This is a genomic window from Micromonospora sp. PRAS1 (assembly GCF_059553435.1).
Map to the genome: position 1 here is coordinate 57,652 of NZ_JCANNB010000010.1, position 19,221 is coordinate 76,872.

Here is a 19,221-nt window from a genome sequence, read left to right on the forward strand (position 1 = left end):
ACGGCAGACGGTCGCCGGTAACCGGGGCGGGACGGGTGCCCATCGCACCTACAGAGGACGTGGACAGGGGCAGAGTTTACCTACTCGGTGGCCGTGCTCGGGTGAAGGTCTGGGTCAGCGTGTCCGCGTAGGCGGCGACGACGTCCCGCTCGACGGCGACGCGTTGGTGGGCCCGTCGGCGCATTGCGGTGTGAGTGGCGGTGTCCATCGTGAGGGCGTGTCGTAGTGCTGCGGTGAGGGCGCCGGGTGCTGTTGGGTCGTAGAGCAGTCCGTTGTCGAGGTGGGTGATGGTTTCGGGGAAGCCGCCGAGGGCGGGGGCGATGATGATGGGGCCGGTGTGGCGGGCCCATAGGCTGACTTCGAGCGGCAGGTTGGCCAGGGGTTCGCTGCGGGAGGGGCAGGCCACGGCGACGGTGTGCGGGAGGCTGGCGAGGGCGCGGGGCAGGTCGCGGCTGAATCGGTCGAGGTAGGTGGCACGCAGGCCGGCGGCGGCGATCAGCTGCCGATAGGCCGTGGTCAAGGGGTCTGCGTCGTTGAAGGCGACGATGACGGCGACGAGGTGGATGCTGTCGCGTAGCGGTGCCAGCGCGGCGACGAGTTGGTCGAATCCTTTGGCCGGGTCGGTGCGTCCGACGGCGAGGATGATGGGCCGGTCCAGGGGAACGCCGTAGGTGGCCGTGACGCGCAGCGCGTCGGCGACGGGCATCGGTTGTAGGTCGGGTGCGGTCAGGTCGAGGCTGCACGGGTATGGGACCAGATCGGCGGGGTCGAGGGCGTACGTGGTGGTCAGGTGGCGGGTGAATTCCCTGCCGATGTCCGCGACCCGGACGGCGGGATGGGTGGTGGCGGTGAGGGAGTTGTGCTCCCAGGGGAGCCGGTCGGGATGAGGGTTCGAGGGGTTGTGCAGGTAGGCGGTGCCGTACAGGGTCAGCAGGATGTCGATCGTTCCCGCGCCTGGTGGCAGCGGCCCGGCGTCAAGGTAGGCGCGGCCGGTCCCGGCGAAGGGGGTGTCCACGGCGATGACCGCGACCTGCTGGTGGCGGGTGGCGAGGGTCCGCGCGGCGGTGGCGGCGTGCCGTGAGAGCTGCTGCCACGTTGGTGGGGTCCAGAACGGTGCTGTGGTGTCGTAGGCCAGGGGCAGGACGCGTCCGCCGCGGGTTTCGATGATGCGGCAGGCGGTGGCCAGCAGCTCGGGGTCGTAGGCCCAGGTGGCGGGTCCGGGTTCGGGGATTGCCAGGTACGGGGTGAACGGGCCGGTGAGCGCCGTCAGCTCGTTCCATCGGCGGCTGAGTGTGCCGAGCAGGGTCTGGGTTTGTCGGCCGATGCCGTTGGTGCAGTTCGCGGCACCGTTGAATGTGCAGTAGAGCAGCGCGCGGGTGGGTGCCTGGTCGGCCCGGGTGGTGGTCATCGGTCATCCTGCGAGGTAGAGGTCTTCGGGGTTGGGCTGCCACACCTGCGATTTTGTGGGGTTGGGTCGTAGGCCCTGGGTGGCCAGTGCGGTGGTGATCTGGTTGGTGGCGGCGGTGGCTTGGCTTCGGGTGGTGCAGAAGACGGTGTAGTTGTCGGTGACGCGGATGACCGGTAGGTGCCGCAGGTGGTCGTCGACGGGCAGGAGCCTGATGTTGGTGAGCATTGGGGTCAGGCCGCTGCCGGGGGCCAGTGGCGTGGGCAGGTGGTGCAGGACGGTGCGGATCAGGTTCAGGAAGGTGGTGTCGCTGATCCAGCGGGCCAGCCCGTCGATGAGGGTGTTGAGGTTGGCGTCGCGGGTCGCGGCGGCGACGTCGAGGTCTGCGACCCAGGTCCGGCCGGCCGACAGGTGCGCGGCGGCGGCGTGTATGGCGTCGAGTCGGCTGGCGCGGGGGCGCCATCCGTACATCCAGTTCGGGTATGCGTCGGCGCAGAGGATGAGTTCAGCGGCTTCGCGTAGCGCCCGGTGGACGATGCGGTCTTCGACGGTGGGGATCGCCAGGGCGATGTTTTTGCCCCAGGACGGCAGCGTGAGGTGGCGGACCGGTGCGGGGGTCCAGGTTCCGGCGGCCAGGCGGGCGGCAAGGCCGCTGATGTGGTGGTCGAGGTCACGTCGGTAGTGCGTCCAGCTGACTCCGTCGCTGCCGGGGCTGCCGCTGCGGCACATCAGGGCGCGAGCGCAGCGTTTGAGCCGCTGCGGGTTGGTGACCAGCGGCATCAGGGTGTGGGCGGCGGGGTGCCGTCGGGTCGTGCGTCTGGTCGTGGTGGTCATGCGCTGGGCCAGGTGGTGATGGTGGAGCCGGCGGCGAGGATGTCGCGGGCGGTCGGTCCGTGGTGGGCCAGCAGGTCGACTATGGACAGGGGGGAGGTGGCCGGTCCCGGATAGCGGTGCGCGGTCGGCGGATGGGTGTAGGTGGCGACCTCCACGGCGATGCCGGCTTGTTGCAGGGCCGCCTGGTCGAGGTACTTCGGCCCGCTGGTGCCGACGCGCAGCACCTGGTTGCCCGTGCGCTGACACAGGTCGATCAGCATGGCCGTGCGGCTACCGGCAGGGCGGATGGTGGTGGAGCGCGCCAGGGTGGTGTGGATGTCGAGGGCGGCGAGGAGGAATCGGGTCAGGGCTAGGTCGAGATCGACCAGCATCGTCCAGGGTGTAGCGATTAGGGCGCCGAGTTGGTCGGCGTAGTTGGACCAATATGGAGCCTTGGCGTAGGTGTCGGTGAGGATCCGCCAGTGCCGGGGGGCCCAGGCAGGGTCGGCGATCCGTACATTGTGCAGCGGTTGCCCGAACCGGCGGCGGATTGGGACCGTGAGCCAGCGTGGTGTACCGCTGCGGTCGAGGATGCGGTTGCGGTGTTGGTAGCCACTCGTCGAGAACTGCACGTGGTCGAGGATGACCATGCGCCGAACGTCGAGCAGCCGGGAGAAGTAGCCGCACCAGGGCAGATATGCGGGCTGGTGGGCCACCAGCACGGCACGGCCGGCGTCGGTGGCCATCAGCAGGCGATCCGGTAGGCGACGAACTCTTCGGCGAGCGCCGCGCCGAGGCGCAAACCAGCGGCGGCGTTGAGGGTCCGGATGCCCTCGATGCTGCGGGGATGTGGCCAATCGCGCAGCTGGGAGGCGTGGGCACGCAACGCCTGTTCCTTGGCGGGCCAGCTTTCGGTGGTGTCGACCAGCACCGTCCAGGGTTCGATGGTGCGAGTCCAGATGTCTTCGGGTCCGCAGTAACCCAGCACGATCCGCGGGGTGGGTTTGGTGTTGCCGCCGAGCCGAGCGGCGGCGATACCAGCGTGGTGCACGGCCAGGTGGTCCTGGTGGAAGCCGGTCGCGGAGGGTACGAGCATCAGATCAGGGCGGGTTGCGGCCAGGGAGGCGTCGGTGCCGGATTCGATCAGGCTGACGAGTTTGGAGGCGTGATTGCCGGGGGCGTGGGCGTGCTCGTCATCGACCCAGGCGATGACTCGGCCGCTGACGCCGAGCGCGTCGCAGGCGGCGTCGAATTCCTTCGCGCGTACGGTGGGGTCGCTGTGGCCGCCCCACATCGGCCGGGTGCGGCAGGCGACGGCGAGAACGTCGACGGTGATGCCGGCGGTTGCGGCGCGGTGCAGCAGTCCGCCGGGGCCTACGGTCTCGTCGTCGGGGTGGCTGACGACCGCAAGGATGCGGTGTCCCTCGCGAAGGCCGAACAGGGAATTGTTGGTTAGCGGCGCGGGTGGTGTGGGGTGCACGGGTCCTCCATCCGTCGGGTCGGGGCGGCTGGTCAATGTCCGAAGGCGGCGAGGAAGGCGCGGGCGGACGCGCGGGGAGTGTGCCCGGCGACCCGGCCGGGCGCGTGTCGGCTGGCGGCGTGGTAGGTGCGCTGGTTGCCGACGAGTTGGGTGGCGGCGCTCCAGAGGGTGGTTGCCGGTTGTCCGGCCGGCACCGGGGTGAGCATGACGCCGGCCGGGCCGGTGAGTGCGGGCACGTTGCCGAAGTCGTAGCCGATCACGGGCGTGCCGGCGGACAGCGCCTCGGCGGCGGTGTTGCACCAGGACTCGGGGCTGGTGGTGGAGATGATCGTGAGGGCGGCATCGGCGAAGAAGTCGGGCACCTGCTGCCAGGGCAGCGGGGGCAGGATCCGTACGTCGGCGGGCGCGTGAGATGCGGCGGCGCGGCATTGGTTGATCACGGCGTTCTGCATGCCGGGCCAGTACTCGAAGCCGGCGGCGGCGAGCACGATCTCGACCGGCCGGCCGAGCCGCGCGGGGACGGCCTGGATCAGTTCGAGAATGCCCTTGTCGGGTTCCGCACGAGCGACGATGCGGATCGGACCGGTGCGGCGCAGGTTTTCACGGCGGTCGTGCGTGGGTGGCTTGCCGGGGGTGAGTAGTGCGTTGGGGACCTGGTGCCAGATGCTGGTGTCGTAGCCGGCGGTAGCTGCCTCGCTGATCATGTAGGTGCTGGGGGTGATGACGGCGTCGGGGCGTCGGTCGAGTGCCTGCCGGAACAGTGGGTCGGTGCGCATCACCGCGACCCGCAGGCCGTGGCGGGCCCCTGGCGGGACTGGGGCCAGGTAGCCCAGGCCCCAGGACGCGTCTGCCCAGCAGACGATGTCGGGCTGCACCCCGGCGAAGATGTCGGCCAGCTCGGCGCACGCCGGCCCCGGGTCGGCGAGCACATCGAGGAGTTGCTCTTCGGTGGCCGGTGCCGCCACAGTGACGGAGGTCAGCGGCATCAGGTCCGGATCGCTGCCGTCGGCGTTGCCGTGGGCGGTGACGATCAGCGCGCGGTGGCCGAACTCGCGTAGCCCTTGGCGCAGGGACGCCACGCTGCGTTCAAGTCCGGCGGGAGCGTTCGGGGCGTACGACAGCAGGACGATGACGACCGTCAACGGCACGGTGCTGGTCATGAGTGCCGCACTCGGTCTGGTGTGGGCAGTGGCTCGGTGGGAAGGTCCGGGTCGGCTTCCCACGGGAACACGGTCCAGTCCGCCACCTCCCACACCCAGGTATCAGGGCAGACGGGAGATCCGACGTTGCGGCACAGGACGGCCGTGCGCAGCGAGGCGGGGAGCACCCGCGTGTCCAGTACGGTGCGAATCGCTGCGATGGTGGCGCCGGTGCCGCAGATGTCGTCGACCAGCAAGATCCGCTTTCCGGTCCAGTCGGATGGCAGGTTCGCCGTGTCGACGGTGACGCGCCCGGTGGCCTGCACCTGGATCCGGTCGTCGGCGTTGTGCCGAGCGGCTATCACCTCGTATGGGAGGCTCGTCAGCTCGGCGATCAGGCGTGCGGCGGGCACCCCGCCGCGTGCGACGCCGAGCACCAGGTCGGGGGCGAAGGGCTGCTCGGCGTCCGCGATCAGCGCGGCGGCGGCCCTGAACTCGTCGGCGGACAGGCGCCAGAGCCGGTGCCCTCGGAAGATGCGGTGGGCATGCGACGTGCGGGACGGTGTGTCGGGTTGGGTGGTCATCGCCAGCTCCAGGAATCGAGGACGGCGGCGGCGTCGGGCCAGCCGGTGAAGTAGTCGGGCACCCAGTGCACGCGGGCGCCGGTGGTGAGCAGGTCGGCGATCAGGACCAGGTACAGCGGCTCCGCGATCACCAGCACTTCGCAGGGCGTCCCGGTCACGGCGAGGTCCGCGGCGAGCGCCGCCGTTACCGCTGGCCGTAGCGTCGTGGCGGTGACGGGATCGAGGGCCTGGTCGTAGGCGACGAGCGGAGTGTCCGCGCGCAGAAGGCCGTGCCGGGCGGACAGGATGCGGATTCGGTCACGCAGGGGGCGCCGGCCGCCGAGCCGGGCTCGCAGCGGCGGTATGCAGCCCTCGTCGTATAGGTCCAGCGCCGGGACCGGCTCGCGGGTGGTCAGCTTGCGGGGACAGCAGGCGACGATGACCATCCGGGACGTGATCGGGTCTGCGGCGCGCGGTAGGGCTGGGAGCGGGTTGCCGAGGAAAGCGGTCATGGCTGACGCACCACCCGAAGGCCGATCCCCGGGGAGGCGAGGGCGGCCGGTACCTCGTTGACGAAGGCGCAGCGCGCGTACAGCGCGAGCGCCCGGTAGGAGCCACCGCGTACGACGTAGCCGCCGGGAACCGGGGTACTGGTCCACTCCCAGACGTTCCCGGCGACATCGAGGATCCCTGCTGGCGTCGCACCTTGCGGGTAGGCGCCGACCGGTGTCGGCGTGTCCGGGCCTGCTCCGCGTACGTTGGCCCGGTGCAGGCCCTGGGTGCTGGGCTCGTCGTCGCCCCACGGGTAGCGGCGTACACCTGCTCCGGCCATCCACTCCCACTCGGCGGAGGTGGGCAGCCGGCTACCGAGCTGGCCAGCGGTCAGGACTGCTTGCTGCCAGGTGAGTCCGGTTGCCGGTAGCAGTGAGCCACTGGCGACGGTTCGGGTGTCGCTGACCGAGGCGAGCAGGGCGGCGGTGACGGGTGTTGCCATCCAGTGCAGGTCAGCGACGGTGGTGGCCGGACGCCACCGGGTGGCGGGAGAAACACCGCCAGCGACGTCTATCCATCGTGGTATGCCTGCCGGTACGGTGGAGGCAACCTGGGCGGCAGGGACGCTTCTGGGCAGGTCAGCCCCACTGGGGCAGGGTTCGCTTCCTGACACGCGCGAACTGATCTTCCGGAAAAGACGCCCCTGCCCAGGCCCGGAATCCCGGCTGGCACGCCTTCTACCGTGCACGTTCGTCTCCCCAGATGAGCACGTGCTGGCGCGTGGTCAGGTTCCATCCGCGGGCCAACGCCGCACCGGCGGCCCATCGCATCCGTTCGATGACGACGTGCGCGGTGACGCCTTCCGGTGACAGCCAGATGTCGGTCAGCGCGAACTCGTCCTGCAACGCGGCGACCTCATCGAGGTCGTCGGTGCTGGCGACGACGAACTTCCACCGGGCCCGACCGGTTGCCTGGAGCGCGGTGATCGCCGCCGGTTTGATCCGCTTGCGCTGCGGGACTGCGCTGCTGGCCAGCTTGATCCCGGCGTTGAACGACACCCCGGTGGCGCTCAGAGCTGCGGCGGGGGCGATGGTCGCGTTGGTCTCGATCTCCAGTTGGCGCCCCGCCTTCTGCGCCTCGGATGCCAGGTACATAGCGGTGTCTGTGCGCAGCAGCGGTTCACCGCCGGACACCACGATCAGGTCCACCGGCCCGAGCTGCGGATTGTTTGTGGCGGGGTCGAGGGCCAGCAGCGCCGTCCAGATTTCGGCCCCGGTCATCTGCCGGCCGGTGGTGAGGTCGTGCTTGGCCGAGTTCCACGTGTACTCGGTGTCGCAGAGCATCAGGCCCGTGGCAGGTGTGTCGGCGGTGCGGGGCAGCTGCCGGTAGCCGCAGGTGAGGTTGCAGCCCATGAACCGGACGAACAAGGCGCGGCGGCCGACGTTTGGGCCTTCTCCCTGGAAGGAGTAGAAGAGGTCAGCCACTGGTGACCGTAGCTGGGAGCGCTCCGGCGCGTCGCAGGCGGGCATCAGGCCCCCTCAGGACGGGTGGACAGTGCGACGCGGTACTCCGCCCAGGTGGTCGCTGTTTCGTGGATCCGGACCGCCTCGACGACGACGGCACTGGGCAGAATGAGCTCCGCGGTGCACCACTCGAACATCAGCCGGGCGAGGTTCTCGCTGGTGGGCGCGACCGGCACGGCGTCGTTGAGTACGGAGTGGTCGAACCGGGCATCCAGATGCGACCTGAGCGGTGCTAGGTCACCGAAGTCGACCACGAACCCGGGGCCGGTGAGTGTCGGCGAGGCTAGGACAACTTCGACGGTGTAGGAGTGACCATGCGGCCGGGCGCACTTGTGTCCGTCCGGCAGATCAGGGAGCCAGTGCCCCGCCTCGAACGTGAACCGCTTGCCGATGCGGTACATCTACGCCTCCCCGATGAGAGGAGTCGCCTCGTACTGCGTCGGGTCGGCAACACCGGCCAACATGAATGCCTCGCGGCGCTCGACGCACGTCCCGCACGTCCCGCAGTGCCGCTCACCTCCGCGGTAGCACGACCACGTTCGGTCGATGGGCACAGCAAGTCGATCAGCGAGCGCCACGATGTCTGCCTTGGTGAGGGTCATGAACGGCGCGATGACCTGGAAGTCGTCCCGGAGGAATCCCGTGCCCGCGAGGCGGGCCATCTGCTGGTAGGCGTCAAGGAACTCGGGCCGACAGTCCGGGTAGATGGCGTGGTCGCCGCCGTGTGCACCGAACGCCACCGTGTCCGCTCCCAGCGCAGTTGCCAGGCCGACCGCGACATCGAGCATCAGGGCGTTGCGGTGGGGCACCACGGTGATTGCCATCGACGCGTCGGTGTAGTGCCCGTCGGGTACCGCGATGGTGGAGTCGGTGAGCGCCGAGCCGCCCAGCAGTGCCCCGACCGAGGTGAGGTCGACCTTGTGGTGCGGGACGTTGAGGTTGCGGGCGGTTGCCTGTGCGAAGTGCAACTCCTTGCGGTGCCGCTGCCCATAGTCGGCCGACAGAATCGTCAGGGTGCCGGCATGCCGATGTAGCCAGTACGCCAGCGTGGTGCTGTCGAGGCCACCGGAGACGATGGCCACGGCATGACCGATCGGTCGTACTGGGGGACGTAGATCGGCGGGAGTGGTAATTGCGGGCATTGTCACGATGCGCTCCTCGTGCTCAGGGCCACTTGAAGGAATTCGGCGCGGGCCGGCGATGGATGTGCCGGGCATGTTGGACTTGGTGGCGTAGGCGAGCGGGGCTGCGATCGGTGGGGTACGCCGGGGCGGTCACGTCGACGTCAAATGACTGGCCGACCCTGAGGGCTCACCGGCGCAGCGGCGGTCACCGGCGTGCTCCCGCGTTGACGAAGGAGTAGAACTCCGAGCGGGTGCGGGGATCATTGAGCACGACACCACGCAGCGCCGACGTGACCGTCGACGTGCCGCTCACCCGTGCACCGCGCAGCATCATGCAGAGGTGTGCGGCACGGACCACCACGCCCACACCCTTCGGCCGAAGCGTGTCCACCAACCAGTCCGCGATCTGGATGGTTAGCCGCTCCTGCACCTGCGGACCCCGCGCGAAGAACTCGACGCCGCGAGCCAGCTTCGACAGGCCGATGATCTGGGCACCGGGTAGGTAGCCGAAGTCCATCGTGCCGAAGAACGGCAGGCAGTGGTGTTCGCAGACGCTGGCGAAGGGAATCTCCTGCTGCACGATCAGTTGGTCGCAGCTAGCTTCGTTGTCGAAGGCGGTTGGGGTGAAGGGGCGAGGGCTGGCGAGGTCGGCGTATGCCTGTGCCATTCGTCGCGGCGTGTCCCGGGTCGACGCGGTGGTCAAGTCCCATCCCAGGGCCGATAGGAAATCGCGGGCGGCCACCTCGGCGGCGGCTAGGTCCTGGACGGTCCTGGCGACGGCCGGGGCATTCACCGGGCACTCCGCCCGATGACTACGTCGCTGTAGTCGCGGCGTGTGTCGGTACGTACACCAATCATGCTGCGACGGTGCAGGGACTGCACTTCAATGAGATCCACTCTGCCCTCCCAGGGGGTTGAACCGCTCATCCACCCACCCATTCACAGTCACATTGAGCGATCGGGGTGTAGCGGGCTGCGTAGATTGACCGTACGAGTGCACAATCAGATCCCCATGGGGTTGCCCCATGCCAGCAGCGAGGCATATCGCCAAGGAGCGAAGCATCGTGAGCGACAATTTTCGGGCAGAGCTGCGCCGCCGGAGGTTGGAAGCCAACCTCTCCCTGCAACAGCTCGCCGAGCTGGTCCCTTGCGACCAGGGGTACCTGAGCAAGGTAGAGAACGGCCGCCGACGGCCCGGCCCGGAGATGACGGCCAGCTTGGACCAGGCCCTCGGTGCCAACGGAGCACTGTTTGCCTTGGCGGGCGAGGACCAGGAAGGCGGTGAGGACATGCGGCGGCGAACGGTACTTCAGGCCCTCAGCGCGGCTGGCATGACGGTGGCTGGTTGGCCTCTAGCATCGGCGGCCACGCCCCGCAGGGTCGGCATCGATCATGTCACCGACATCGTCGAGACAACCGCGGTGTACCGCGGTTGGGTCTCCCGGCACGGCGGCACGGCGGTGCAGCAGCCGACCGCGCAGTTACTCGAGCGGGCCGCCGCGATGCACGGCGCCGTCTCCGAGCCGAAGGTTCGCGCTGCGCTGCTTGTCGCGATCGCCGACCTCGCCGGCCTCGGCGCGTACATCGCTCGCGACATCGGTGACCACCGCGGTGCCGACGAGCACGCTTCGCTCGCTCTGTCCGCTGCCACCGCCGCCGGCAACACGGCGCTTGGCGGCCACACCGTGGTCCGGATGGCTGGCCATAACATTGAGCTGCGCCGCCCCGAGATGACGTTGTCGCTGCTGGACGCAGCCGCGAAGCGTGCCGGTGAGTTGTTCACTCCGGGCGACCGCGCCAACCAGTCGTGCATTCGTGCTTGGGCGTACGCGCAGGTCGGTGACGCAGACCTGGTCCGCCGTGCCGTTGGTGACGCCGAGGACGCCTTCACCCGGGTCGACACCGCCGGCGCGCCCAATTGGGCGGCTCAGCACGTTACGGAGGCGGAACTCTACAGTCTTACCGGGGCCGCCTACACCGACCTGGCCCGCGTCAACGACAGGTACGCCGAAAAGGCCATCGAACGCCTCAACCAGGCATTGGACTTACGCGGTGTATCTCTGGCCCGCAACCGCGTTCTCGACCAGCTCAGCCTGGCCGAAGCGCTGCTGTATGCCGGCGAGTTCGACGAAGCAGGCCGCATCGCGCTTGCAGCTGCGGACGCGGCCGGGGACATTCGCTCCGGCAGGCTCTCGCTCCGCTTCGCCGGGCTGACTCGCCGCATGCAGCCCCACGTTCGCAAGGCGGGGGCAGTGTCCGAGTTCGTCACGGCGCACCGCGTCACGTAGGACGGATGTGCGGGGAGCAACACGGGATGCGTTCGCGACCTGGTACCCGCCGATGTTCCAGGTGTAGACCGGCACATCCTCCGGCACGACGTCGTCGACGCTGCGGCATCGGCCGTACATCTGTGAGGCTGGGTGTAGGGCAGGGGCATGCTTCCTGATCACAGGTGTCGCATGCTGCGTTAGTCTGTGCGCGATACCACCGATGCTGGCTGCGGGCCGGTCGGGACTAGGTCCCTACCGTGCTGAGGAGCCGACGGTGTTTGAGATCCCCGAGAGCCTGGACGGGCTCGACCTCGATGCGCTGGGTCGCCTGGAGGCTGAGGCCGTCGAGGCGTTCGACGCGCTCCGCGACGATCCGGAGCTGAACGCCGCCGGCTTGGTTCGGCTGCGGGAGCTGGCGACGTTCGTTGCATCTGTTCGTGCCGAGCAGGAGCAGATCGAGCAGGACGCGGCGGCCGTCGCGTCGGAGTTGGACGACCTGGACGCCGCTGTTCACGGTAACCCGGAGGAGCCTGAGGGGGAGGGCGGCGACACCGAGCCGGGCGGAGGCGCGGGTGAGGAAAGTCCGGGCGAGGATCCGCCGGTTAACGAACAGGCGACGGCACAGCAGCCGACGCCGGTCGTGGCGTCGCTGGCGCGGCGGGCGGCCCGCCGGCAGCCGAAGCCAAAGGTGACGCAGGGCGGCCGGTCAGCGATCATCAAGGCGGCGGCGGATGTGCCGAACGTTCCGCACGGGCACGTGTTCTCGTCGGTGACCGAGGTCGCGGCGGCGTTCGACGACAAGTTCGCGGGGTTCCCACGTGGTGTGGGCTCACAGGTGCAGACGCGCATCAAGCAGAACGTGGCTCGGGTGGAGCTGCCGGTCGACCAGGCCCTCGTTGCCGGGGGCAGCGGCCTGGTCGACCTGGGACTGATCGACCTGGCCGGCAGCGAGTCGCGCCTGACAGGCGGGAACCTCGTTGCCGCCGGCGGCTGGGGTGCCCCGTCGGAGACGTTGTGGGAGCTGTGCGAGGGGCTGGAGACGACCGAGGGCATCCTCGACCTGCCGGGCATCTCGATTCCACGCGGCGGCGGCATCAAGGTGCCGGCCAACTTGGACTTTGCCACGCTGTACTCGGCCACCGGGTTCGTGCAGACGGAGGCCGACTCGATCGCCGGCACCGACAAGCCGAGCTACCGAGTGCCCACGGTCGACTTCGTGGAGACCCGCTTGGAGATCGATGGGGTGCAGATCGAGCAGGACATCGTGCAGAACGCGGTGTGGCCGGAGTTGACCCGTGACGTGGTGCGGCGGGCCATGACCGCCCACGAGCACAAGATCAACGCGCGGATGGTGCAGCGGATGGCCACCGCTCCGTCGCAGTCGACGCAGTTCACGCTCACCCTCGGCGGCGACCTCGGCGGCGACGAGACGACGACCGCGGTGCTCGGTGCGCTGTCGCTTGCGGCGACCGACTACCGGTACCGGTATCGGATGAGCCGGCGTGCCCTGCTGGAGTGCGTCGCGCCGCTGTGGCTGCTCGACTGGATCCGGGCCGACATGGCGCGCCGAGCGGGGGTGAACTTTTTCGACGTGACCGACGAGCAGATCACCGCTTGGTTCACGCGGAGGCACCTGCGTCCGCAGTTCATCTACGACTGGCAGGACGGGTACGTCAACGCGGGCGGCGCCGGATTCGGCGGCACCACCGCGCCGGGCCAGTGGCCGGGTGCGGTCGATTTCCTGATCTACGCGCCCGGTACCTGGGTGAAGGGCACGAAGCCGATCATCGATCTGTCGGCGGTCTACGACAGCATGAAGCTGCGGGACAACGAGTACATCGCGCTGTTCACCGAGCAGGCGACGCTGCTGGTGAAGCGGTGCTACGTGTCGTACAAGCTGACCGTGCCGCTGTGCCCGGCCGGTGTCACCGGGCAGACCGTCGCGTTCTCGTGCGCGGCGTCCGAGGACTGAGCAACCCGCTGACGGGGCCGCGCCCATCCGGTGCGGCCCGCAGCTTCACAGGGAGGTGGCGGTGACTCAGCCCTTCGTATACGTCGACGCCCCTGCGGCGACGCCGTACCGGTACGGCCTGTTCTCGGCGGCGGCCGTGGTCGACCCGGCGGACCAGCGCGAGTTCCAGGCCGGTGTGGAGTGGGAGCCACAGTGCGTCGACGCTCCTGCGCCGACGAACACGGCGGCGGCGTCCGACCTCGACCGGGAGGCGATGGAACTGCCCGACGGGGTGCCGCTGGTGCAGTCCCAGGCGATCCGGCTGTACACGGGTCTGACGGGCCGATCGGCGGCCCGACCGGACCTGCTGGAGCGAGCGCGGCGGGCGATCGGCCTGGTCGAGCAGCAGTCGCTGGAGCACTACGTGTGGACCGGCGAGGCCGACACGACGCCGCACCTGGCTGCGGCCGGCACGCCGGTGCTCGCGGACACCGGCGAGACGCCGGTCGCTCTGGAGACGGGAATCGGACTGCTGGAGTCGCACCTGGCGCAGGCGGCGGGTGTGCTCGGCGTGTTGTGGGCTCCGCGGTGGACGGCCGGCTGGTTCGTGTCGAAGCAGCTGACCCGCGTGGAAGGGCCGCGGCTTGTCGGGCCGTTAGGCAACCCGGTGGTGTTCGCGCAGACGACCGGCGTTGGTCCCGGCGGCGAGGTGCCGGAGGCGGGTGAGGCGTGGCTGTATGCGACGGGGCCGGTGATGGTGCGCCGGTCGGCGGTGTTCCTGCCGAGATTGCCGGAGGCCCTGGACCGCAAGAGCAACGAGGTGTTCGCGGTCGCTGAGCGGTTCTACACGGTGGGGTGGAGCTGCGCGGTGGCGGCGGTGAAGGTCAAGCTGCCGGGTGCGCCGGCGTAGGAGGAGAGATGACGCTGATCTACCCGACGGACCGGGAGGACGCTGGGCGGCTGGCGCGGCAGCTGCTCGACGCGGCCGGTCCGGAGCGGCACGACGAGGTGCGGACGAACACGGATGGGGCGCTGGGCTTGGCGTTCGAGGTGCCGGACGACATCGCGGACGTGGTTCTCGGGACGGGCGATGGTCGGGTGGTGCAGCCGAGCCTCGACCCGCCGGCCGAGAGCGGCGAGGAGAAGACGCCGGCTGAGGTCGGCGAGGAGAGCGCGTCGGTCGTCGCCGGGGCTGGCGTGTCCGAGGTAGACGCCGAGCTGGCGGACGATTCCTCCCAGCCGCCGAGCAAGGCGGCCCGGTCGCGGTCCTCGCGGAGTCGCTGACCGGCTGACCCCAACGCCTCGGGCTGCGCCGCCCCGTCTGGTCCCTTCCCCGTGGACCGGGCGGGGCGGCGCTCTCTGTGTGACTCGCTCCACAGCCTCAGCGTACATAAATTATGCACGGATGGAGTGCTTGGCGCATACAATGAGTATGTACACAACGCGCCACCCCACTAGGAGGGACTGAGATGGAGAGCCGGATCAACGAGCTGCTCAAGGAGTACGGCGTCGAGGTTGAGGGTGCCGAGCGGGGCGGAGTGATCTTCCAGCTGACCGTGCGGTTGGTCGAGGCTGAGCGGGAGCTGGAGGGGCGGGCTGCCGAGCTCACTGAGGCGACCGCGAACGCCGTGGTGGCCGCGACGGCGGGCGACCTGCGGACGACGGTGCGCGGCGACCTGCTGGCCGCTGTGACCGACAAGGCGGCGACGGTCGACGCGGCGCTAATGAAGGTGGCCGAGCGGCGGGCGGCTCTCGCGTACGTCGCGCACGGTGTGAAGGCCAACCGGGCGGGCTGAGTATTCCGACGCGCGCCGGTCGGGGGTGAGCCCCTGGCTGGCGCGCGGTGGTTGCGGGCTCGATGTCCCTCGCGCCAGGCGGCGCGGGGGCATCGGCGCTCATGTGACCCGCTCCACCGTCCAAGAGTACAAAAAATATGTACGCCAGGCTTAGTGTCTGGATACAATGAATATGTACAGTAAGTCACCCCACCTGCGAGGAGAGTCCGATGAGCCTGGCGCACCTGAGCGTGACGACCGACCGTGGCCGGAAGGTCGCGAGCTGGGCGGACACGGTGACCGTCCACCGGCTGAACGCGCTGACGGACGCCTTGCAGGCGGCGCTGACCACCCCCGTCCGACGCCCCACGGAGGAGGAGGACCGCGCGCTCCTCGCCCACAACCGGGCGGTGCGGGAGCACAACGAGCGCGTGTACGCCGAGCGCGAGCGGGTCGCCCGCGAGCGGCAGGCGGCGGAGAACGCGCGGGAGGTGGCAGCCGTGCGTAAGCGGCTGTGCGAATCGTGCTTCTGCGCGCTGCCCGCCTCGGGCATGTGCGGGACGTGCTGAGCGAGAGAGACGAGAGAGAGGGAGTGGCCATGACCGTGACCATGCGAGCCGAGCTGTTCGAGCAGATGCCGACCGCCGAGCAGTGGCAGCCGGTCGCGCTGTCCGAGGTGGAGGACGGCGACGTCGTGTCGTTCGACCTGGCGGCCCTGAGTGAGCGCCGGCACGAGAGCGTGCCGCGCGTCGACTGGACCGAGGTGTACGCCGAGGCGCACGCCGTGGCGGTGAAGGAGGACCTGGGTGGCGGCGTGCGGCTGAACTTCTACGGCCTGACGCACCCCACGGTGGTGGGCGTGCCCGACATGCAGGTGTTGCGGCTGCGCTGAGCCGCACCGAGCGCCCCCGTAGCCGCCCTGGCTGCGGGGGCGCTGACGTTCCCGCCGGCGGGAGAGCCGGCGGGCTGTTCACGTGGAGGAGAGATGACGTCAACAACGGTGGCGTGGCGCGCGAACGCCGTGCCGTCAGACCCGCGAGAGCACGCGCGGGGTGTCGCGGAGGCGGTCGACCAGGCATGGCACAGCCGGTATGGCGGCTCCCGGGTAGAGGTGCCGATGTCGGTGGTGGCTGTTCTGGCGATCCTGGCGCGAGAGGCGCCGGACCCCGACCAGCTCGCCCGAGTGGGAGGGATGGCGGAGCGCCTGGACCATGAGGGCTTCTGGCTGCTGACGCAGCGGCTGTGGTGCGAGTTCGCGGCGCTGAGGCCCGACCTGAACCCGCGGACCATGCACCTGTGGAAGTGGACCGAGGACGAGCCGGATGAGACGACGAAGCGCGCCGTGCACGCGGTCGGCCAGGCGGCGCTGCGGCGCGGTGTGCTCGGCCGGTTCGGGCCGGACGGGTGGGGTGACTACGACCTGCTGGGGACCCTGCTCCAGCAGATGAAGAGCCACGGCGGGCGGAAGGGCATCGGCCAGTTCCTGACGCCGGTCGACGTGACAGAGCTGATCGGTCAGATGGCGGGGCCGGAGGAGGGCCAGCGCGTCCTGGAGCCGTGCGCCGGCACTGGCACGATGTTCCTCGGCGCGGCCCGGGCCATGCGGGAGAAGGGCCTCGACCCGACGACGTGCGAGTGGTGGGCGAACGACCTGGATCCCCTCGCGGCGGCGCTGTGCGCGGTGAACATGCACCTGTGGGGGCTGGGCTGGCGGGTGGTCGTCGGCTGCGGTGACGGTCTGCTGGAAGCGTGGATGCACGAGGCCCTGCGGACCCGTCAGATCGCCATCGATGAGATGCGGCGGGCCTGGCAGCTGGCCCAGCAGATCAGCGCGGTGCGGGACTTGCTGGAGCTGCCGACGCCGGAAAGCGCGCTGGATCGGCACATGCGGAAGGCGGCGCCGAAGTCGGCACCTCAGCCGCCCCCGCCGCCGCCGGCCTCGTCCACGTTCGACGCTGAGGCGGCGTACCGGCAGGGACGGCTGTTCTGACCTGCGCTTGTGTGACCTGCTACACAGCCCCGCGTGTACATATTCTGTGTACGCGCGGGGCCCGGTCGCATACAATGTATATGTACGCCAAGCAGTCCCCAACGTGGAGGTCGAGATGAGCGACGCAAGGCCCGCCGAGGCGTTTGAGGTGCACGTCGAGGTGCGCGCGGTCGACGGCATGGCCACCGCCAGCCAGATCCTCGCGGTCCTGGAGGAGGCCGGCTTCGAGCTGCACCGCGACAGGGCCGGCGTGTGGCGGAAGAAGGAGCACGGCCCGGCCGAGTTCGAGGGTGTGGCCAGGGCGGCGTAGCAGCCGTCTGGTGGCTGCCTAGGCGGGGCCGGGCGAGTGTCCGGCCCCGCTGCGGAGTCCCTAGCCGGGCTTCAACAGGTACGGCCGCAAACCGCGAAAGCGGCCGTGCGAGTCAGGAGAACTGCCCAGTTCACGTGGAGGTCAACATGGGCAAGCACAGCATCAAGCGCGGCCTGCGGGTCGTGGAGTGCGGGCCGAACGGTGCCTGCTACGACGGCGAGGACCGGTGCGTGCACTGCCGCGAGCACATTGCGGACCCGCACGCCCCGCGCTGCGTGCACGCTGGCGAGCCGGTCGACGAGTGTGACGCGCGACCGATGGTGGTGTCGCAGGCGGTGATCGAGCTGCGCAGTGAGGACAACGGCGTGGAGGAGATGCGCCGGGCGGTCGAGGTGCTGCTGCGCGAGGGCTTCGACATGCGTGGCCCAGCCGTGGCGGTGCACCGGAAGTCGGACGCGGACCCGGCGCAGGGGTGGGGTGAGTGGATCGGTGTGGTGACGGTCCCGCAGCGCGCCTAGTGGCTGCGTAGACGGGGCCGGGCTGGTCGCCCGGCCCCGGTGTGGAGTCCCTAGCCGGGCTCTCGCTGTCCGGCCGCTATTGACGATTGCGGCCGGACAGCGGCAAGGTATCTGTCCGAGCAAGACCCAGTTCACGTGGAGGTTGACGTGGGTCTACGCGCGCTGGTCGGCACCGAAGGTGCCGACGGCTTCTACCAGGCGCGGCATGTCCAGCACGACGCGTGCCCGACGATGATCGTGCCCGCCCTATCCGTGCTGGTGCACGAACTGATGGCGCACGACGTGCAGGCGGCCGTCGACGAGCTGATGCGCACCGACTGGTCGCGGCTCTACACCCTCCCGGGAACCGGCGACGCCGGGCCTCTGGTCGGTGTGCCGAGCCCCAACGACGAAGAGCCGCTGCGCGGCCACATCGCGACCGAGAACGCGTACGACCGGGAGTGGGCGTACCTGTTCGGCGGTCACCGGCTGCACGTCTACCTCGGGGTGCTCCCCGAGCGCGGGCCGGCGCGGTGGCGGCCGTGGGCGTGCTGGTCGGTGCACGAGCTTCCGACGCTGCCCCTCGACGAGGTGCTGTCGGTTCAGAAGGCCGGCTACTCGGCGCAGTGGAGAGCGGACGACTTCCGGATGTACATGGACGCCGTGCGGAGACGCATGAAGGAGGTGACGGCGTGGTGAACGCGCTGGTCGGGAAGTTCGAGCCCGGAGCTCGACGGTTCCAGGCCCGGCGGGTCGCCCTGGAGGGTCAGCCCAGCGGAACCCTCGCCCAGATGCGGGTTATCTGGGCGGCGAAGTTCCGGCGGGACACGGCCGCAATGGTCGAGGCGTTGCTGCGCCGCGACTGGTCGGTGCTGGCGTACAAGCCGTGGCCGGAGCAGGCCGTCGCCGAGCGTCGCCCCGAGTGGGCGTACGTGCGCGGCCTGGGGCTCGCGGCGAACACGAGCGAGCCCGGCCCGGCCGTGGCGGGGGACCTGGGCGGCGGCACGCCCACCGACGACGGGTGGGCCTACCTGTGGGAGCACGAGATGGGGGCGCTGCACGTCTACGCGGCCCGGGGCGGCCGGTGGCACCACCTGGCGACGCTGCCGGCCGACGTGTGGGCCGGGATGACGGAGCAGTTGGTGGTCGACGTGGAGGCCCGCTGGTGCTGGCTGGCCCAAGGAGAGGACAAGCCAGCATGAGCGAGTCGAACGAGAAGCCGATGCCGAGGCAGGGCCAGCCGATCCGGACCGAGGAGTTGGTCCGCCGAGACCAGGTGCTGCTGTTCGGGCAGCTGGTCGAGATCGCCGACGTGCAGTCCGTGGGGGACTTCCCGACGACCGTCAACCTGGTGATCCTGCCGCTCCGCAGCGGCGGGCAGCCGAGGGAAACCCTCGTGCCGCGCGGCATGCTGCTGATGGGCCTGCGCCTGGAGCGGACGCTCCGACTGCGCTGCGCCGGGTGCCCCTCGACGACGCCGGTGCGCGTCGACGTGGCGGCGGGTGTGGACGAGCAGCCGCTGTGCGTGGGCTGCCGGGCGAGGGCGGACAAGCCGCTCGGCCCGTGGTTGACCCCGGTGAGGCACTGATGAACAACGTGCTCAGGGCCTTAATGGCGGACAACGAGGAAGAGCGGAACCGGCACCTCGACCGGGAGACGCTGCTGTACGCGGTGCAGCGGCGGATCACGTGCGAGCGGACGGGCCAGGTCCTCGACGTCGACTCGGCGGTGATGGTGACCGCGATCAAGGACGGGCGGCGCACCGGCACGGTGTTGACGGGCGAAGCCTGGGACGAGGTGGCCGAGCAGGTGCGGGCGAAACTCGCGCAGATCGGCGCGACGGTGGAGGTGATCGACGGCCGTCAGCTGACCTGACGGGACGGCTGGCG

At 69.9% G+C, this 19,221-nt stretch carries 26 protein-coding genes; 14 read left to right on the forward strand and 12 right to left on the reverse strand.

Annotated elements, in window-relative coordinates:
* Positions 1–76: 76 nt before the first annotated feature.
* The 12 genes from AC507J_RS11965 to folE form a co-directional block, all read right to left on the reverse strand.
* Positions 77–1,408, reverse strand: a complete 1,332-nt coding sequence (locus AC507J_RS11965) for a glycosyltransferase family 4 protein (protein WP_496289189.1) — start codon at positions 1,406–1,408, stop codon at positions 77–79.
* A 3-nt stretch (positions 1,409–1,411) separates the two neighbouring features.
* The gene (locus tag AC507J_RS11970) at positions 1,412–2,239 is read right to left on the reverse strand and encodes a reverse transcriptase domain-containing protein (RefSeq protein ID WP_496289190.1); all 828 of its coding nucleotides are present in this window, start codon (positions 2,237–2,239) and stop codon (positions 1,412–1,414) included.
* A complete protein-coding gene (locus AC507J_RS11975) occupies positions 2,236–2,964 on the reverse strand; it encodes a WbqC family protein (RefSeq protein ID WP_496289191.1) in 729 nt (242 codons plus the stop codon). The genes AC507J_RS11970 and AC507J_RS11975 overlap by 4 nt, the downstream gene beginning before the upstream one ends.
* Positions 2,964–3,698 carry a PIG-L deacetylase family protein gene (locus AC507J_RS11980; protein WP_496289192.1) on the reverse strand — a complete coding sequence of 245 codons (735 nt, stop codon included), beginning with the start codon at positions 3,696–3,698 and terminating at the stop codon, positions 2,964–2,966. The genes AC507J_RS11975 and AC507J_RS11980 overlap by 1 nt, the downstream gene beginning before the upstream one ends.
* Positions 3,699–3,730: 32 nt before the next feature.
* Complete coding sequence (locus tag AC507J_RS11985; RefSeq protein ID WP_496289193.1) at positions 3,731–4,858, reverse strand: glycosyltransferase family 4 protein; 1,128 nt, start codon at positions 4,856–4,858, stop codon at positions 3,731–3,733.
* Positions 4,855–5,421: a phosphoribosyltransferase gene (locus tag AC507J_RS11990; RefSeq protein ID WP_496289194.1), complete on the reverse strand. Its 567-nt coding sequence runs from the start codon at positions 5,419–5,421 to the stop codon at positions 4,855–4,857. Before AC507J_RS11990 ends, AC507J_RS11985 begins: the two co-directional genes overlap by 4 nt.
* On the reverse strand, positions 5,418–5,912 hold the full coding sequence (locus AC507J_RS11995) for a DUF6884 domain-containing protein (protein WP_496289195.1): 495 nt from the start codon (positions 5,910–5,912) through the stop codon (positions 5,418–5,420). The genes AC507J_RS11990 and AC507J_RS11995 overlap by 4 nt, the downstream gene beginning before the upstream one ends.
* A complete protein-coding gene (locus AC507J_RS12000) occupies positions 5,909–6,394 on the reverse strand; it encodes a formylglycine-generating enzyme family protein (protein WP_496289196.1) in 486 nt (161 codons plus the stop codon). Before AC507J_RS12000 ends, AC507J_RS11995 begins: the two co-directional genes overlap by 4 nt.
* Positions 6,395–6,629: 235 nt before the next feature.
* Positions 6,630–7,421, reverse strand: coding sequence for a 7-carboxy-7-deazaguanine synthase QueE (locus AC507J_RS12005; protein ID WP_496289197.1), 792 nt, complete (start codon positions 7,419–7,421; stop codon positions 6,630–6,632).
* Positions 7,421–7,816 (reverse strand): 6-pyruvoyl trahydropterin synthase family protein, encoded by a 396-nt coding sequence (locus tag AC507J_RS12010; protein WP_496289198.1) that lies wholly within the window; start codon positions 7,814–7,816, stop codon positions 7,421–7,423. The genes AC507J_RS12005 and AC507J_RS12010 overlap by 1 nt, the downstream gene beginning before the upstream one ends.
* On the reverse strand, positions 7,817–8,497 hold the full coding sequence (queC, locus tag AC507J_RS12015; RefSeq protein WP_496289199.1) for a 7-cyano-7-deazaguanine synthase QueC: 681 nt from the start codon (positions 8,495–8,497) through the stop codon (positions 7,817–7,819).
* Between the two features lie 247 nt (positions 8,498–8,744).
* Positions 8,745–9,332, reverse strand: coding sequence for a GTP cyclohydrolase I (folE, locus tag AC507J_RS12020; RefSeq protein ID WP_496289200.1), 588 nt, complete (start codon positions 9,330–9,332; stop codon positions 8,745–8,747).
* A gap of 271 nt (positions 9,333–9,603) precedes the next feature.
* On the opposite strand from folE, the gene AC507J_RS12025 reads away from it, so the two are divergent.
* The 14 genes from AC507J_RS12025 (at position 9,604) to AC507J_RS12090 (ending at position 19,207) form a co-directional block, all read left to right on the forward strand.
* Positions 9,604–10,827, forward strand: coding sequence for a helix-turn-helix domain-containing protein (locus AC507J_RS12025; protein ID WP_496289201.1), 1,224 nt, complete (start codon positions 9,604–9,606; stop codon positions 10,825–10,827).
* A 256-nt stretch (positions 10,828–11,083) separates the two neighbouring features.
* On the forward strand, positions 11,084–12,781 hold the full coding sequence (locus tag AC507J_RS12030) for a major capsid protein (protein ID WP_496289202.1): 1,698 nt from the start codon (positions 11,084–11,086) through the stop codon (positions 12,779–12,781).
* 61 nt (positions 12,782–12,842) lie between these two features.
* Positions 12,843–13,670: a hypothetical protein gene (locus AC507J_RS12035; RefSeq protein WP_496289203.1), complete on the forward strand. Its 828-nt coding sequence runs from the start codon at positions 12,843–12,845 to the stop codon at positions 13,668–13,670.
* Between the two features lie 8 nt (positions 13,671–13,678).
* A complete protein-coding gene (locus AC507J_RS12040) occupies positions 13,679–14,044 on the forward strand; it encodes a hypothetical protein (protein WP_496289204.1) in 366 nt (121 codons plus the stop codon).
* A gap of 185 nt (positions 14,045–14,229) precedes the next feature.
* Complete coding sequence (locus AC507J_RS12045; RefSeq protein ID WP_496289205.1) at positions 14,230–14,556, forward strand: hypothetical protein; 327 nt, start codon at positions 14,230–14,232, stop codon at positions 14,554–14,556.
* Positions 14,557–14,765: 209 nt separating this feature from the next.
* Positions 14,766–15,104 carry a hypothetical protein gene (locus AC507J_RS12050; RefSeq protein ID WP_496289206.1) on the forward strand — a complete coding sequence of 113 codons (339 nt, stop codon included), beginning with the start codon at positions 14,766–14,768 and terminating at the stop codon, positions 15,102–15,104.
* Between the two features lie 29 nt (positions 15,105–15,133).
* Positions 15,134–15,427, forward strand: coding sequence for a hypothetical protein (locus AC507J_RS12055; RefSeq protein ID WP_496289207.1), 294 nt, complete (start codon positions 15,134–15,136; stop codon positions 15,425–15,427).
* Between the two features lie 93 nt (positions 15,428–15,520).
* Positions 15,521–16,525: an N-6 DNA methylase gene (locus AC507J_RS12060; protein WP_496289208.1), complete on the forward strand. Its 1,005-nt coding sequence runs from the start codon at positions 15,521–15,523 to the stop codon at positions 16,523–16,525.
* Positions 16,526–16,640: 115 nt separating this feature from the next.
* Complete coding sequence (locus AC507J_RS12065) at positions 16,641–16,835, forward strand: hypothetical protein (RefSeq protein ID WP_496289209.1); 195 nt, start codon at positions 16,641–16,643, stop codon at positions 16,833–16,835.
* A gap of 146 nt (positions 16,836–16,981) precedes the next feature.
* Entirely contained in the window at positions 16,982–17,353 is a 372-nt protein-coding gene (locus AC507J_RS12070; protein WP_496289210.1) for a hypothetical protein, read from the forward strand.
* Positions 17,354–17,488: 135 nt separating this feature from the next.
* Positions 17,489–18,031 (forward strand): hypothetical protein, encoded by a 543-nt coding sequence (locus AC507J_RS12075; protein ID WP_496289211.1) that lies wholly within the window; start codon positions 17,489–17,491, stop codon positions 18,029–18,031.
* The gene (locus AC507J_RS12080; RefSeq protein WP_496289212.1) at positions 18,025–18,534 is read left to right on the forward strand and encodes a hypothetical protein; all 510 of its coding nucleotides are present in this window, start codon (positions 18,025–18,027) and stop codon (positions 18,532–18,534) included. The genes AC507J_RS12075 and AC507J_RS12080 overlap by 7 nt, the downstream gene beginning before the upstream one ends.
* On the forward strand, positions 18,531–18,920 hold the full coding sequence (locus tag AC507J_RS12085) for a hypothetical protein (RefSeq protein WP_496289213.1): 390 nt from the start codon (positions 18,531–18,533) through the stop codon (positions 18,918–18,920). The genes AC507J_RS12080 and AC507J_RS12085 overlap by 4 nt, the downstream gene beginning before the upstream one ends.
* Positions 18,920–19,207, forward strand: coding sequence for a hypothetical protein (locus tag AC507J_RS12090; RefSeq protein ID WP_496289214.1), 288 nt, complete (start codon positions 18,920–18,922; stop codon positions 19,205–19,207). Before AC507J_RS12085 ends, AC507J_RS12090 begins: the two co-directional genes overlap by 1 nt.
* The last annotated feature ends 14 nt before the right edge of the window (positions 19,208–19,221 follow it).